We start from the raw sequence: 15750 nt of genomic DNA, 5'->3' as shown, positions 1-15750 counted from the left end.
TCACACCTCCGATTTCACACATTCCGTATAGGTCAGCGGAAAAGAGGCCTTTAGAACAACACTTTTTCGCACTGTCCAATCATTCTGTTGCAGAAATTTTAGGTATTCTTCACTCGTCCACTTGCTGTGGAGAGGAAAGCCTGCCAGATTCATGAAAAAGGCTTTGACCTTGCCGGGAAATGAGTTTTCTGCGTGCGTAAAGGTAGGCGCGATCAGCACACCGTCATCCTTCAGCACCCGTTTGATCTCTCGCAGTGATTTTTCTGGCTGAGGCACAATGTGCAGTGCGTTTGATACGATTACAACATCGAATGATTTGCTCGCGTATGGCAGAGAAAACATATCCTGCACGGAAAAACGCAGCTTCGCAGAGTAATTCCCCCGTTTGGCCTCTGTAATCATTTCCGGAGAGGCATCCGTCGCCTCGATGTGTGCCGCTGCTTTTACGATGTGCTTGGCGATCAGTCCCGTTCCGGTAGCCACCTCCAGCACTGTTTTGTCTTTCACGACCGGACAGATCAGCTCATACATTTTCTCGTATACTGCCCTGTCTTTTCGCATAAAGCAGTCATACAGACCTGCATTTCTGTCCCAGAAATTCTTGTATTCTCGCATTGCTGTCTCTCCTTTTATGGTTAGATTTATCTAACGCACGCGCACATTGATAAGTTAGGTTCGGCTAACTCATGTATTTAGGAAAAGCCGCATTTCTGCGGCCTTTCGGCTTATACATATAGCTTGCTGCAAGCATCACACATCTGTGTTTTCAGCCACTGAGGATAGCGTCTCTCGATCTATTCCTTATGGAAACAGCCAAAATCTATTTTCACACCATTGCGGTGACTTTTGCCTTCTTATCCATATTATATCGTGCTCACTTCTTTTTTGCAATGGTATAGTATCTCTATTTTGTCATTTCCAAACGCAGAGCACGATTAGATTTTCTTCGCAATCGTAGACAGCTTCTCCTGCGTAATGCCACGGGAAGTGCGAACATCGTGAAGTCTCTTACCAAACTCTTTTGCGTCAAAATACATACGTTTCTCCTTCCGCACAGCCGGTACAGAACCGGACCAACGGAAGGTCAAAAAAGGAGCCGCATGACGATGAAGAAAAAATCCTATGCCGATAAAACAGAATATGGGTATCCCATAATTCTGTCTCATGCGACATTCGGAAGACTTCGCCTGTCAGCGGCTCCACAGCACAGCTATGACTTATAAATGTTATGCTTTGCGAAAATTTTGGTTCCTTGATGGGAATGTACCGGGTGATTAAGCGAAATCGCTTTATTTTCCTGAATAACAGCCTGGATGAAAATATGCTGCGCATCGTATGCGCACATGAATTAGGGCATGACCAGCTTCACCTGAATATGGCGAAAACCACCCCGATTCATGAGTTCATGCTCTACGACATGAAATCCAAACCGGAATATGAAGCCAACATCGTAGCAGCGGAGATCTTGATGGACAGCGATGAAGTCCTTCGCTACATCTATGAATATGGATACACAGCCGAGCAGATCGCCAGCGCGATGTCCACCGACATCAATCTGGTTGCGCTGAAGGTAGCGCACCTGGCCACACTTGGCTATAATCTACACGCACTGGAACATAAAAGCAACTTTTTGAAATAACGTATCTTCGAGGAGCCTTGACCGACTCCTCTTTTTTTGTTGCGAATTGTGCAGGCGGTGCTTGCACAATTATTTCCAGATTTTCTTGCATACATTGTATTCGATATCGTTTTTATTTCGGCTCCTTTTTTAGCTCCTTTTCGGCTCCTTTTCGGCTCCCTTTCTTACAATTACTATCCATTTCACATCTGCATGCGATAGAGCCTCACCTTTTCCTTGAATGGCAGCCCCGGATCAATGCCGACTTCTTCCCACATCACACCGAACGGTGCACCGCCATCTGTATATCCAGCGATAAAGGCAAAACGATCATCGCAATCCTCATACAGTTCTGACAGTCGTTCCCTCTCTTTCGTTTCCCGCTCCATTCTCCGCTGCCGGAGCCGCTGTTCTTCAGCCCGTTTAATCTGTTCGAGTTGTTCCTGTGTATAATTGACTCCAAGCTCCTGCAAATCTTTCGCAGCAGTCACAGCATCCACATGAAATCGTTCCCGATAATGCTTGTTCATCTTTTTCGGTGAGCCGGTATAGGTGAGCAGCCACTGCTTACCTTTTCGGAGGCGTGCTTCCTTTCGCTCAGCCTTCGTCAGTTTCTTTTTCTTTGCCATTTGCGGAATCTCCCGGATTTTTTGCTGATGACTTTGGGTTGCGCTTTTTCGGTGCCGTCAGCTCATGACTCAAAGAAAGCAGGTCTTTGATGGCATCATCCAGCTCCGGTTTGCCAAGCTGAATACTGAGCCATTTTTCCTTATTCATGTGATAGGCTGGAAAATAGCCTTCCTGCCCGCGAAGAGAGCCGATCAGCAGCGGATCGCTTTTCACATTAAGGACATCAATGATGCCTGCCTCCGGCAGTCCCAACTTATCAGCCGATACCTCCAGAACTACACCATACCATTTATTATTGTCGTTGTGCCGCAGCACAGCATTCCAGTCATGCCAGGGGTACTCCGGCTCTGTGCCGTACTGCTGACGTATCCATGTAAATAATTCTTGTCGTGTCATTCCATCGCTTCCCCGCTATTTTATGTGTGATTTTGTGCAACAACCTGTTGCACAAAGTTTTTCCTCAGATACCGCTACGCACTGCATTGATATCAGAAATCATCGAGCGCAGCATCTATCTCTTCCAGCTGATCAATCCAGCCCAGATCAGATTTCTTTTTGGTTGCTGGTCTTTTCTTATCACCGCCAACCACTTCAAACCGTTTCTCTTCCGTTCCGAACAAACCTTTCACCTGAATTCTGAAATCTGGCTTGTTATTAGTCAGTCCCTGAAGTAGCTTCACGTTTTTACAGCGAGGAAACAGAATCTGGCAGATTGCAGCAATGTCCCGTCCATGAACCGTCGATTGTGCCATAAAATGTTTTGTAATATACGGTTTTATATCGTCCATGACCTGCGACATGGATGCCTTTTTGCGCAAATCCGCCATATTCTTCCCCTATCACACGTTATTGCAGCACCTTATTCATCAACTCCTGATAGCTGTCTACATGGTCATATGTCACAAGACCATCCGACAGTTTTGTGAAAAGCTTCTTGGCGCAGTCGATCTTGGACTTCTCGATTGGGCGTAGGTTCAGGCTCTCCATCGTACCTTTTGTTTCTGCTACAAAATAGATGTGCTTTACCCTACCCTCATGGAACACGATTGCCCAGTCCGGGGAGTAGTGTCCTACCGGAGTCGGAATAAAGAAGCCTTTCGGCAGCTTTGCATAGATAAAGACCTCTTCCGCACCATCCAGATTCTCCGCAAAATTACGCTCCACGCTCTTTTCTGCCGTGCCATCGGTGAAAACATAATCCTGAATCGCTTTTTGTGCCTTATAAGCCTTGTCCATCGTCAGAGCATGCTTTTCTGCCGTGAAGATACTGCTATCGTAGCTGCCTTCAATGGTATCGTAGGTAATATGCTCCACGATCATCGTAGCTTTCTGTTCTTTGATCAGACGAATCGTCTTGGTAATAAACTCTTCCGGGTTGTTCTGATACATGGCAAAAGTAGTCGGCTTGATACCCTGCAAAATGCGAGCTGTTGTACGGCGGGTCAATGTTGTGCCCTCTGCGATTTTTCCGATCAGGTCATATGCCACCTGGCTGGTATGCGCATTTTTCAATACAGCTGTCTTGCTTTTTGCGCCATAAAAGCTGCTGCCCTCACGTATCATATCAGCATTCAAGGTGTCTTTCTGCTCGGCATAGGTAACGGTATATTGCAGGCGGCTGACATACAATTCGCTGTCGATGTGCGCAATCGACTTCCGAATCAGCTCTTCAGAATCAAAATCCACCGTATAGGCGTATTTGTGGTTGATGGTCTGCCAGAGCTTCTGGAATTCTGCTTTTTCAAATCGGTCGTTCAGAGGATTTTCCAGTACTTTCGGCTTGTTGCCATCCTCGAACATAGATTTGAGCACACTATCGTCATAAATCGCCTGAACCAGCGAATGCACGCCCTCTTCGATAGGTTTCAGCGTCTCCGGCACAGGTACAAGCGTTCCGGCCTGCACATCGTCCCGGTAGTCCTGCGTGACGTTATCCTGCTCATCTACATAGTTGTTGCGGACAAGATACTGATAGATAGCCCGTGCCTGACGGTCATCCACCTTAACCGTTTTGCCATCGAGCTTGATGGTCTTTCCAACAAAGTAGTCGATGTCTGCCTTGCGTGGGCGGTCATACAGCACAGCTTCGGTCTGCTTTTGCAGCCCGTCCACAAATCCGGCGTAGCTCTCGCTTGCAATAACGGTCAGGACGTTGATATCCTGAACCTTCTCCCCCAGAGCCTCGGCATCCATGCGGTTTCCGTCCTTATTTACGCACAGACGCAGACCACGGCCTACTTCCTGCCGCTTCTGCGTGGTGCTGTCGCTGTGTTTTAACGTGCAGATCTGGAACACATTCGGGTTATCCCAGCCCTCACGCAGAGCGGAATGGGAAAAGATAAACCGGGTTGGCTCTTCAAAGGACAGCAGTCGCTCCTTATTTTTCAGAATCAGATCGTAGGCCGAAATATCATCGGACATATCCGTGCCACGCTTAACCGAACTGTTGACGCTGTGCCCTTTCTTATCAATGCTGAAATAGCCCTTATGCACATCATGTACATCGGTGGCATCCAGATAGGCAGTATACTCCGGCTCAAGAATAGAACGATATTCGTTCATTACAGCCATGTATTCCTGCTCAAAAATCTTACCATACTCGCCCAGAAGCTCATTTCCGTCTTCATCGTACTGACGGTATTTAGCCACTTCGTCAATGAAGAACAGGGAAAGGGTCTTGATACCCATTTTGAACAGCTCCTGTTCTTTTTCAAAGTGGGAAATGATCGTCTCCCGAATCTGCACCCGGCGCATATCATCCTCAGAGACATCGCCGGTTACATCACCTTTGCGGATGGTATCGCCATTGGTAAAGGTCACAACGCCAGTGATCGGGTCAATTTCAGAAACGACAAAGCCCTTATACTGCTCCATCTCGCCGGAGATATAGTAGAGATTATCACTCACATCCAATGTACGGAATTCCCGCTTTGTGCCGCTCTGGTGTTTGACCTCCAACTCCACCTTTGCCCGTGGCGGATTCTTTGGGGAGATAATGATGCTTTCCAGATACAGATATTTGTCTGTACCATGCAGATTCTTGACCTCAAAGCCCTTGACCTCGATCTTCTTGACCAGCCGCTTATTGTAAGCATCCAACGCATCCAGCACGTAAATCAGGTTGTGCTGCTTGGCGTGGGTAGCGGAGTAGTTCAGCGTGAACAGAGGATTGAATTTCTTCAACGCTTTCTGGGTAGCAGAATCCTCTTTACCCATCTTCTGCGGTTCATCCAGAATCAGAATCGGACGGTTGGCTGCGATGACGTCAATCGGGCGGCGGGAACCGAACTCGTCCCGCTTGGTGTAAATAATTCTCGCAGCGGCATCACCCTTGCGGCCTTCCACGTTCTTGTCCTCATTCATGGAGGCAGCAAAGGCCTGTGTATTGATAATCATGACGTTGATGCCGGAATTGCTGGAGAACGAGTCCAACTGGTTCAGGTTGCTGCTATTGTAGATAAAGAACCGTGCTTTTTTGCCGTAGCACTCCATGAAATGATCGGCAGTGATCTCAAAGGACTTCTTTACACCCTCACGGATGGCAATGCTCGGCACAACAACGATGAATTTGCTCCAACCATACCGCTTGTTCAGCTCAAACATGGTCTTGATGTAAACATAGGTCTTGCCCGTACCGGTCTCCATCTCAATGTCCAGAGAGCATCTACCCAACGGGGCAACCAGCTTGTCTGACTGATGAATATTGCTTTCCGCCTGTAATGCACGGATATTCTGCACCAAATCCGCATCGGTTAATTGCAGAGCTTCATTCTTGAATCCGGAATCGTTGATCAAATCCTGCAATTCCAACTGTGCTGCATCGTCGGTCATCGGCATAAGGCTCAACTGCTGGGGCTTTGCAGACAGACTTCCCATATCACGCAGATAGGATACTCCTGAACTATAAGGTTGTCCCTGAAAGACACGAGCCACGGCATCCACGGCATCGGTCTGATACTGCTGAATCTTAAAACTAAACTTCATCTTTGTGGTTCACCTCCTGCTCCAGCATCAGGAAACGGTCAAAGTCGCTCTCATACAGACGATCCTGAATGATACGGTATTTTTCATATTCCGTTTCCGCGTGGAGTTTTGCCTGTTCTGCGCTGATTTTACCCGGCCCGGTCAACAGCTCGTTGCCGTTGAACTCCAGAAAACCATCCAGCCGCTTTGCCCAATCTTCCATGCTCATTGGGATTTTGCGCTCGGCCTGCAGCTCGGCATAATCCAGATAGAGCGACACAATGCGCTCCAGATAATTCATTTCTTTTTTGCTCAGGTAATTCTTCGCAATCGACACATCTGCTTTCAGAATTTTCCCATCCGGAGCATTCTCCCATGTAGTCAGTCCCATGTGTTCCTTGTTGGCATCCGCCCGCTCCACGATCAGCTCCGACGCCGTGTGACGGTGGACGGCATAGTGCATTTTGTTCTGGACGGTCTGGAAAAACAAGCGAGTTGTCTTTGCGTTTTTGTCGTAATCAAACGCAGTAGCATACAAATCCGTTACTTTCTGATAGAATTTACGCTCAGACAGACGAATCTCCCGAATCTGCTGCAACTGCCGCTCAAAGTATTCATCGGTGAACATATGGCCTTTTTTCAACCGGTCAACATCCATCGTCCAGCCTTGAATAGTATGGTCTTTGACGATCTGTCCCGCCCATTTGCGGAACTGCACCGCCCGTTGGTTATTCACCTTGAAGCCTACGGCAATAATTGCCTGCAAGTTATAATGATTTGTATTATAGTTTTTTCCGTCTGAGGCAGTTATTAAGTATTTCTTAACTACTGCTTTCTCCCGCAGCTCTCCATCCTCAAAAATCCGTTTCAGATGCTGATTGATCGCCGCAACCGAAACATCATACAATGCCGCCATCATCTTTTGCGTCAGCCAGATATTCTCATCCTCGTAACGCATTTCAAAGCTGGCATCACTTTCGCCAGTAGAGGCAACAAAGGTCAGATATTCTGCTGCGGAGCTGCGAATGGCAAGTTCTTTTGTCTTCTTATCGTCCATATCACAGTTCCTTCCTCTTAATGTTTTAATTAGCTCTCACTTACCGTTTCCACACGTAATATGCTTGTCACCAATCGCAAAACTGCAATACACCTATGAAACAAGTAATCATAATGTTTATTACAACATATGTCTTTCTTATCAGTTTCATGGTGACGAATTCTGAATTCATTTCCGAGCTTTGTAAGCGAAGCAAATTCTTCTTCCAACATTGCTTTATATGCAGCGTTATTTTTACTTACAGTATCAAGCAATTTTGCAACAGAAGCTTTTTTATCATACTGCTTATAAAATGACTTAATTCGTTCAAAGGCATCCCAAATTTTCTCCGTTGCCGTGTCTATTCTCGCTTCTTTGTAGTATTGAAAAGCCTGTTCAACAAGTTTGTTAAATTCAGAATCATCTATTTGAAAATCTTCCAACTCATACGATAGCGTAGCTTGTTCTGCCAAAGCAATTTCCAACAAATCAACAATTGTTTGCGCATTTCTCCTTATAGTACCGTTGAAATACTGCACCTCTTCTACACACTTACATATCGTAGGTACATCCTGACCAAACAATTTTCCCGCACGATCTACGTCGTCAAACAATTTGGACTCAGTGTGATCATTTTCTAAATCATATTGTAACGCTGCAATGATTTTCATTACATACTGCTTATTCATTCCTGCACTCTCTTCCAAAATAAGTCTGATTCAGTTGCATTCTAATCTATATTTCACTTAGGATGCGCCTCCTTCGTATGTATCCCACAAAAAGGTGACAAAGGTTATGCTACATCCAACTGCCAACTTTGCGTGACGTGTTTCTAACCCTGTAAACGAAGCACTTTTTCCGTGACCGCTACCATAAGGATTGCGAATTTCTGCAAGTTTTGTTGAAATCCCTCTTAAATTGCCGAGAACCGCCTTAATGTTTTCTGATACAGGATCGGTGTCAGCAATTGATTTAGGTGTTAGATTTAGAAGGCTCAGAGTCTCGCCAGTCAACTTGCTCATATCCCAGTTCTTATCCCAAGCTACACCTTTATTATCCAGAATTGTTTTACAACATCTCTCAATTAGTTCCTTAGCTTTACCAATGGCGTCTGTTGGATTCTCACTTTGCATTTTTAACATCAGCTCAATCTGCTTAGAAAGATACTGGCTTGAGAACTTCTCCTGCAATTCTGCTGCATTAACGGCAAGTGGAGTTGCGATGTTCAAAACACGATTCATATATGCACGACATTTCTTGTATAAACGAGCATATTCTGCATTATATCGACAATAACTAAACTCATCATCGGATGTATTCTCAGCATATTCCTGCTCATAGTTTTCTTCATAATAGCTCAGCAAATCATTTAATAACTTTTCAACATCATTCGCTGAAGCATTATTTACATATGCCGCCAAAGATTTCCCCTTTGACATATGATATTCGTTGCATAATGCAACACCAACGCTCTCCATTGTGAATATATCAAAGTCATTAGTGCTGAAATCAAGAACATATCCACCACGATTGAATAGTTTTAAGAATGTCCCTATCTCAATGCTTGTCAGTTTATCCATATCACAGCACCTTCCTTACGGTATCAGGGCTATATGTCTCGAAAACCTGCTCGAAGTTTGTGGCTACGCTGTCGTTTGCCATACTGCTGTCACGGAACACGGCATAGTAAGGCTTCATCTGTGCAATAGCCTTGACGGTTTCCTCGGTCACATCATGGTCGAAGCAGGCCAGCAGGAACCCGCCTGCCACATTGAACACCTTTTTGCCTGCGATCTCTTTCACCCCAATGGAGCTGGACAGCAGCACACCCAGATCCAGCATCACCTGGAACAGCAAGTCCTCCGGGGTACGTTCTTCCTTCACGTTGTCCACCAACGAGAACAGATCCTGCTGACCGACTTCATCCGGTGTGTAGTACACAGGTTTCATATTGCTTTCATCCAGACGCAGGCAGCGGAAGCCGATGTCCAAATCAGCCGGAGCCGTCAAACCGGCATCCTCTTTGATTTTCCGGCCCGCACGACGGATACGCTCCTTGCCGATTTCGCAGATGTTCTTGTAGCCTGCCTTGTAGGCTGTTCCTTTTTCATCAGTATTTTCAGGAACTTGAGCAAGAACAAACTTGCAATGCTTGCCTTTTTCGGTATTAAACTGCATAAGTGCATGAGCTGTTGTTGCAGAACCAGAAAAGAAATCCAACACAATAGAATCATCCGCAAGGTTTGCTAATGTCAACAATCTAAGAAGCAATCTTACCGGCTTCGGTCCATCAAATACTCCGGCATCCATTATTGCGGTTACTTCTTTTGCACCCTCTTGACTGTGACCAACATCCTTGTAAAACATTATTGATGTAGGAGCCATTCCGTCAAATTTTAGTTCTGTCAAAAATCGCTTAATACATGGGACGCTGTTTCCATCTGTTCCAAAATAAATTCTATTATCTTGGAGTCTCTCCAAAAATGCATTTTGGGAGAGACTCCAGCAGCGTCCTGCTGGAGGCTCTATTACTCGCCCCGAAGGGGCGGTAATAGGATAATCACAAGCCTCATTATAAGTTTTCACAGACATATCACTCGGCTTCCACACACCACGGGGATCGTTATCCGGGTTTTGATATCGTGCATTTGCTTCTTCTGTGCGAGGTAATCGTCCAATAACAAAATTGTTTATGTTCTTGGCAAACATAAGAACATAATCATGACTATTTGATATGAATTTTGCATCATTCTTCGGTGCATAAGCTCTCTCCCATACAAGCTGTGCAACAAAATTCTGCATACCAAATATCTCATCACATACTTTTCTGAGATTTTCCTGTTCTTTATCATCAATACTGATAAAGATAACACCATCATCCGTCAACAAATCCTTTGCGATTTTCAGACGCGGATAAATCATATTAAGCCAATCCGTATGGAAACGGCCATTGCTCTCGGTGTTGGTCACAAGGCGGTTGCCTTCTTCATCATACTGACCGCTATTATCCATATATTCCGCCGCACTCTGGGCAAAATCGTCCTCATAGACAAAATCATTGCCGGTGTTGTACGGCGGATCAATGTAGATCATCTTGACCTTGCCCAGATAGGTTTCCTGCAAGAGCTTCAGCACTTCCAGATTATCGCCCTCGATGTAGAGGTTCTCACTGTCAAAACCGCCGGGTGTGCCATCTTTGCCCACACTGTCAGCTGCCACCGGACGCAGCGTTGCCGTAATGGGCGCATTGGCCGCCAACATCGCCTTTTTCTTATCTGGCCAAGTAAACTGATAGCGTTCCTCCCGACCTTCTACGATAGAATCGGAAAGCTCCTGCCGCAGAACGTCAAAATCAATGGCGTGTTCTACCTTGCCATCACGCTTCACCTCGGTGATGGCATTGGGGAACAGCTTGCCGATCAGTTCTATATTTCTCTCCACGCCGTCAAGGCTGTGCATTTTCAGTTTGTCCATTTGAATGTTCCTCCGTTTCCTGTTTTGGTTCCAAGTGTATGATGAAATCCGCTATTAAGATCGCATTCAGTGAGGCTTTTTTGTTTGGATATTTTTTATACTTGCTGTGAGAAACTCCATTCCGGTTGGGGATTCCCTCAACAACCTCATCCACCGTATTACAATCACAGACAATTAGCTTCTCGTAAAACTCTCCAAACACAGGCTTCAAATCATTTTCTTTTATCAACTCGGTAAAATCTCTGCCGGTCTTCTTTTGGCTGTACCGCCCCGTAATATGCAGCTTATGATGGATTAACCCCTCCCACATGGTTGATAAACATGCTATTGATAGTGCATATTCCCCACGGAGATGTGCTTCAAGTGCTTGACCAAGGATTTTCTTAATGTGCGGTTCTAAATCCGAATCTTTCCATGTCCGCTTAATTTCCCTGATACGTTGTGGTGTGTAGTATCCGAGAATCAGTTTATCAATTCTCTTTTCTCGCCTTTTGCTGGCTCCTCGACTGGTTGATAAAACTTCATATATTTCTCTTGTCAGTCTCAGATCAGCAGACCAGCTCGCATAAGGAAACCATTTGCATTCATACAAAGCTGTCAGGCAGATGTCATTCAGCTCTCGGTAGCGTTTTAGAAAATTGTCCCCAATATGTAGATTTCTGAACGCATCTATCCACGGTGAAAAATCAATACTATGAATCCATTGCAATGCTGGCGAAGCTGCAATCTGTGCATTTACCATAGACATGGATGCACAAAGGCTTGTTGCCAAATTACCAGAAACAGCAGCTCTATATGAATCTAATACGGCAGCGGTATTTGTGTGAAATTGCTCCCATATCGAATTGTCAAGTCTGAACGGTTGGATAGATTTGTATAAGGATGCCGTTGCATTCTGCATCAGCATCGAATTCTCTCGAATCAGTTGTACTGCCGGACTCTCTGTCATATGATTAAGACCATTCAAGGCAGATACCGCAAGGTTGCTTGTAGGTAAACTATTTAACAAAGGGACAGTAAGTTGCTGTATACGAGCCTGCTGTTCTAAAATTGGTTTGAAACTTTCCTGCAACCTATTCTGAAGCTCAATGCTTTTGCGTAACGATTCTGGAAGATTGTATGTTTCATCCATATTCAACTCATCACCGCACCTTCTAATTTTCTTTGCATATCCCTTATCTCTTGCACTAATTCATATTTCTTCTTTGGTTGTTTTTCTTTCCTGATTTTGTCTTCCAGTGTCACAATCTGCTTCTCCAGTTGCTCTTGCTGCTTCTGCTACTCTACACTTTCTTTCAGAGTAGCGGATTCATCCGAATCGAGAGCCGTCCCCGCAATCTGCCGCACAAAATTCTCATACACGGCATCCAGCGAAAGCCCATCCAGATGCACCGGAAGTTCACTTTCTTCCAGCCAATCTGTGTAATAATAACGCTCAACCTTAAAAGCAGTTTTACCCGCCGCAGCTTCCTTGTAACCGATAGCAGCCCGATACCTGCCCTCGTATTCCAAAAGGAACAGAATGTGATACGGAATCTCCCGGTCAATCTGGCGCAACACACTTTCGTCCAAATCTGGGGCAGATAACCGCACCTCGAACACCTCAATCTCTGTCACCTGTTCGCTCGCAGCCAGATTCAGGGTGGTGGCAGCAATCTTATTGCGCCAGTAGATGATTCTGATCTGCTCCACGAACGCTTTTTTCATGGCAGGTGTCACAGCAATGTTCTCATAAAACTTCTGCTTAGGGATACGTTTGTTAAACTCCGTGGATTTTGGCAATCCCAGCACGGCATCTCACCTCCAGACAATCATTTCACAACGAGGAAGCAAATCAGCTCAAAATCATCCAGCCCGGATATGTCGCTCATCAAAGCGGAAGTGCCACCGGCAGAGAACAGGCTGTCAATATCGCTTTCCTCTTTCACATCAATGATGGAATTGATTGCTTCGCTCAGCAGCTCGGACATCTCCGCCATATTCCGCCCATCATCCGTTTCCCGGTTAAAGCGCTCGTATGCCTCTTTAATCGGTGCGGATTTCCCGCGGCAGAGTAAGCGGATATCATCCAGCATCTTTTTCGGATTCAGGTAATCGCAGATAATCTGACCGTCCACTCCGATATAAACCATGTAGAATGGATGGATACGGTTCCGGTTATCCACGTTGACGCTGTTGTTGATATTTTTCAGCACAAAGATCACGCCCTCCGGCAGTTCATCCGTGGCAGGCACCACTGCATGAAGCCCACGAGGCTTTTTGTCCATGTCTCCGTTCCGTTTTATGTAGTCCAATAAGTCGAGTCGGAATTCGTTCAGCCCCAGATCCATAATGGAGATTCCATCGGACATATCCTCAATATCAACCACTTCTTCCTGTAAGCGTTTGAGCTGCGCCTTCCGGTATTCCAAATCACCTTTTTCTTCCGGATTGATCAGGTCATCATCACCGGTAGATGTCATAACAGTGATTTTCATGCGGGTCTCCACACGGGATTTCAAATTGATGTACTCATCCAGCGTCAAGTCCGGCCAAAAATTTACAAGCTGAATGTACTGGTTGCGACTGCCGATACGATCAACACGGCCAAACCGCTGAATAATGCGAACCGGATTCCAGTGGATATCATAGTTGATCAGATAATCGCAGTCCTGCAAGTTCTGACCTTCTGAGATACAGTCCGTTGCAATCAGCACATCAATTTCGGTGGTGCTGCCCTGCATCAGAACATCCCTGCCTTTGGAAACAGGGGAAAAGCAGGTCAGAACATTGTTCAGTGTTGCCTGAAATCCTTTGATCGTTGTTTTTCCATCAATGGAGCCGGTGATGACCGCTGTATTCAATCCATAGTTCTTCTTGATATACTCGCTGACATGGTCGTACAGATACTCGGCCGTATCAGAAAACGCCGTGAAGATCAGGACTTTCTTATTCTGGTTATTGATGGGATGCTCGATTTTTTCAGACAACAGCTTTAACAGCTCCTGCAACTTGGTATCATGTTCCGGGGTAATGTCCGCAACCATAAAGGTCAGCAGTTCCAGAACCTCCGCATCCCGCTGAAGCTCCGTGCGCCAACTCTTCCAGTCCATATCAGCAAGGTCGATTTTTACCTTTTTGCCAACGGTGAAGAAATCCGAATTTTCATCATCTATATCAAAGTCATCGCCACCGGCATCGTACATGTCCAAATCTGCCCGACCGTATGCCTCAAACTGATTGATGGCCTGAATCGTACCATTGATCAGTTCTTTGATCCGGGTCAAAGTCAGTTGGAAAGAATGAACCGAGCTTTCCAGACGCTTCAAAAGGTTAATGCTCATCAAGCGGCGAATACCTTGCTCACGACCTGTCTGGGTCAGGTTTTCACCCTTGTTGTGGGTCAACTCTTTATATTTCTGTAGCTTGCTGGGGAAAATGTAATTGGACGGCGCATACACACACAAGGAAAGCTGCATGAGCTGCTCATAAATCTCGTTATAGTTGATGGCGTTATTCAAATCCGTCAGGCAGGGACGTTTGGAAATTGGCTTGAGTCGTTCGGGGAATTTTCCAATTTCGTTGGTGTCATAATATTTCTCAATATGTTTACGGGAACGGGCAATGGTCACGCTGTCCAACAGCTCAAAAAAGTCAAAATCCAATGTGAGCAGCAGCGCATCTGTGGTTCGTTCCTCCTGAGGCAGTTTGCTCCATGCATTGAACGCCTTTTGCGCCTGTTTGAAAATATCCTCCACGTTTTTGGATGTATTCAGCCTCTCGTCAAGGAATTCCGAATTACCCTCATAAGCAAGGGCAAGCTGGTTCTTCAAATCAACAAAACGGTTGTTGACCGGCGTTGCCGAAAGCATCAAAACTTTGGTTTTTACTCCGGAACGGATCACCTTATCCATCAGACGCTGATAACGGTTATCCTGCGTCTTGCTGTGCGTACCAATGCCGTTGCGGAAGTTGTGCGATTCATCTATTACCACAAGGTCATAGTTGCCCCAGTTCAGGCGATTCAGGTCAAGACCATTAGACTGCCCGCCATTGCGAGAAAGGTCAGTATGGAACAAAACATCGTAGTTCAGCCTGTCCGATGCAATCGGATTATTAACATAGTTGTCCTTGTATGTATTCCAGTTTTCAGCCAGCTTTTTCGGGCAAAGCACCAGGACCGACTTATTTCGATTTTCGTAATACTTTACAACAGCCAGAGCGGTAAATGTTTTACCAAGACCAACGCTATCGGCAAGAATGCAACCGTTGTACTTTTCCAATTTGTTGATGATGGCAAGCACGGCATCCCGCTGGAAATCGTAAAGCATACTCCAGATTTTGCTCTGTTTGAAGCCGGTTGCCTCGTTCGGCAGCTCATCTTCAGAGATATCATCCAGAAATTCACTGAACACATGATACAAGGTCATAAAATAGATAAACTCCGGAGAATTTTCCGCATAGGCCGTGCTGATGTTTTCCAAAACTACGTCCGTGACATCCTGCATCTTTTCACGATCGCTCCACAATCCATCAAAAAGCTGCATATATTGCTGGGCGAACGGAGCTTCCATGCAGTTGACCATATTATAGCTGTTGTTGCCACGCTCACAGCCAATATCCACCGTCGTAAACCCATTGATTGGCATATAGGCCGTTTGTGCTGTTCCAGAATTCACGGTCATAAAGCCTGCCATGTTTTCACCGGTGGTATTTGATTTGAATTTTGCTTTTTTCCTGATCCAATCGGCGCACTCCTTTGCGATAGCTCGCTGGGTCATCTCATTGCGCAGCTTGATTTCAAACTCTGTACCGTATAGACTGGTCTCACGGGAAAGACGGGGAATATAGAATTCTCGTTTCTGCTTTTCCGCTTTCTCTTTGACAAAAGTGGGCGATGTGAAGATAAAACGAAACTCGTCCACAGATTCCAACTGCCGCTTCAGTTCTTTATACGCATACATCGAAAAGCAAGCTGCCGCTATTGACACCTTGCTTCCTTTTTTGATTTCCACTCGCAGATCATCCCTGACCGTACTGGTAATATTGT

At 45.7% G+C, this 15750-nt stretch carries 13 protein-coding genes; 1 reads left to right on the top strand and 12 read right to left on the bottom strand.

What is annotated here, in order from left to right; translation table 11 throughout:
- Entirely contained in the window at positions 1-531 is a 531-nt protein-coding gene (locus tag ABCW45_RS15055; protein WP_343221098.1) for a class I SAM-dependent methyltransferase, read from the bottom strand.
- Between the two features lie 739 nt (positions 532-1270).
- On the opposite strand from ABCW45_RS15055, the gene ABCW45_RS15050 reads away from it, so the two are divergent.
- A complete protein-coding gene (locus ABCW45_RS15050) occupies positions 1271-1639 on the top strand; it encodes an ImmA/IrrE family metallo-endopeptidase (RefSeq protein WP_343221097.1) in 369 nt (122 codons plus the stop codon).
- Positions 1640-1821: 182 nt separating this feature from the next.
- On the opposite strand, the gene ABCW45_RS15045 is transcribed toward ABCW45_RS15050, so the two are convergent.
- From ABCW45_RS15045 to ABCW45_RS14995, 11 genes are all read right to left on the bottom strand, one after another.
- On the bottom strand, positions 1822-2247 hold the full coding sequence (locus ABCW45_RS15045) for a hypothetical protein (RefSeq protein WP_343221096.1): 426 nt from the start codon (positions 2245-2247) through the stop codon (positions 1822-1824).
- Positions 2216-2644 carry an MmcQ/YjbR family DNA-binding protein gene (locus ABCW45_RS15040; protein WP_343221095.1) on the bottom strand — a complete coding sequence of 143 codons (429 nt, stop codon included), beginning with the start codon at positions 2642-2644 and terminating at the stop codon, positions 2216-2218. Before ABCW45_RS15040 ends, ABCW45_RS15045 begins: the two co-directional genes overlap by 32 nt.
- Positions 2645-2736: 92 nt before the next feature.
- The gene (locus ABCW45_RS15035) at positions 2737-3075 is read right to left on the bottom strand and encodes a hypothetical protein (RefSeq protein ID WP_343221094.1); all 339 of its coding nucleotides are present in this window, start codon (positions 3073-3075) and stop codon (positions 2737-2739) included.
- 19 nt (positions 3076-3094) lie between these two features.
- On the bottom strand, positions 3095-6232 hold the full coding sequence (locus ABCW45_RS15030) for a type III restriction-modification system endonuclease (protein WP_343221093.1): 3138 nt from the start codon (positions 6230-6232) through the stop codon (positions 3095-3097).
- Entirely contained in the window at positions 6222-7268 is a 1047-nt protein-coding gene (locus tag ABCW45_RS15025) for a virulence RhuM family protein (RefSeq protein ID WP_343221092.1), read from the bottom strand. The genes ABCW45_RS15030 and ABCW45_RS15025 overlap by 11 nt, the downstream gene beginning before the upstream one ends.
- A 29-nt stretch (positions 7269-7297) precedes the next feature.
- Complete coding sequence (locus ABCW45_RS15020) at positions 7298-7936, bottom strand: hypothetical protein (protein ID WP_343221091.1); 639 nt, start codon at positions 7934-7936, stop codon at positions 7298-7300.
- A 57-nt stretch (positions 7937-7993) separates the two neighbouring features.
- Positions 7994-8827, bottom strand: a complete 834-nt coding sequence (locus tag ABCW45_RS15015) for an abortive infection family protein (protein ID WP_343221090.1) — start codon at positions 8825-8827, stop codon at positions 7994-7996.
- Between the two features lies 1 nt (position 8828).
- The gene (locus ABCW45_RS15010) at positions 8829-10721 is read right to left on the bottom strand and encodes a site-specific DNA-methyltransferase (protein WP_343221089.1); all 1893 of its coding nucleotides are present in this window, start codon (positions 10719-10721) and stop codon (positions 8829-8831) included.
- Positions 10693-11853 (bottom strand): hypothetical protein, encoded by a 1161-nt coding sequence (locus ABCW45_RS15005; RefSeq protein ID WP_343221088.1) that lies wholly within the window; start codon positions 11851-11853, stop codon positions 10693-10695. Before ABCW45_RS15005 ends, ABCW45_RS15010 begins: the two co-directional genes overlap by 29 nt.
- Positions 11854-11999: 146 nt before the next feature.
- A complete protein-coding gene (locus ABCW45_RS15000) occupies positions 12000-12512 on the bottom strand; it encodes a DUF4391 domain-containing protein (protein ID WP_343221087.1) in 513 nt (170 codons plus the stop codon).
- A 20-nt stretch (positions 12513-12532) separates the two neighbouring features.
- Entirely contained in the window at positions 12533-15715 is a 3183-nt protein-coding gene (locus ABCW45_RS14995; protein WP_343221086.1) for a helicase-related protein, read from the bottom strand.
- Between the last annotated feature and the right edge of the window lie 35 nt (positions 15716-15750).

Source organism: Pilosibacter fragilis, assembly GCF_032490495.1.
GTDB lineage: Bacteria > Bacillota > Clostridia > Lachnospirales > Lachnospiraceae > Pilosibacter > Pilosibacter fragilis.
Note: the sequence above shows the minus strand (reverse complement) of the source record. Positions and strands in the feature narration are given on the sequence as shown.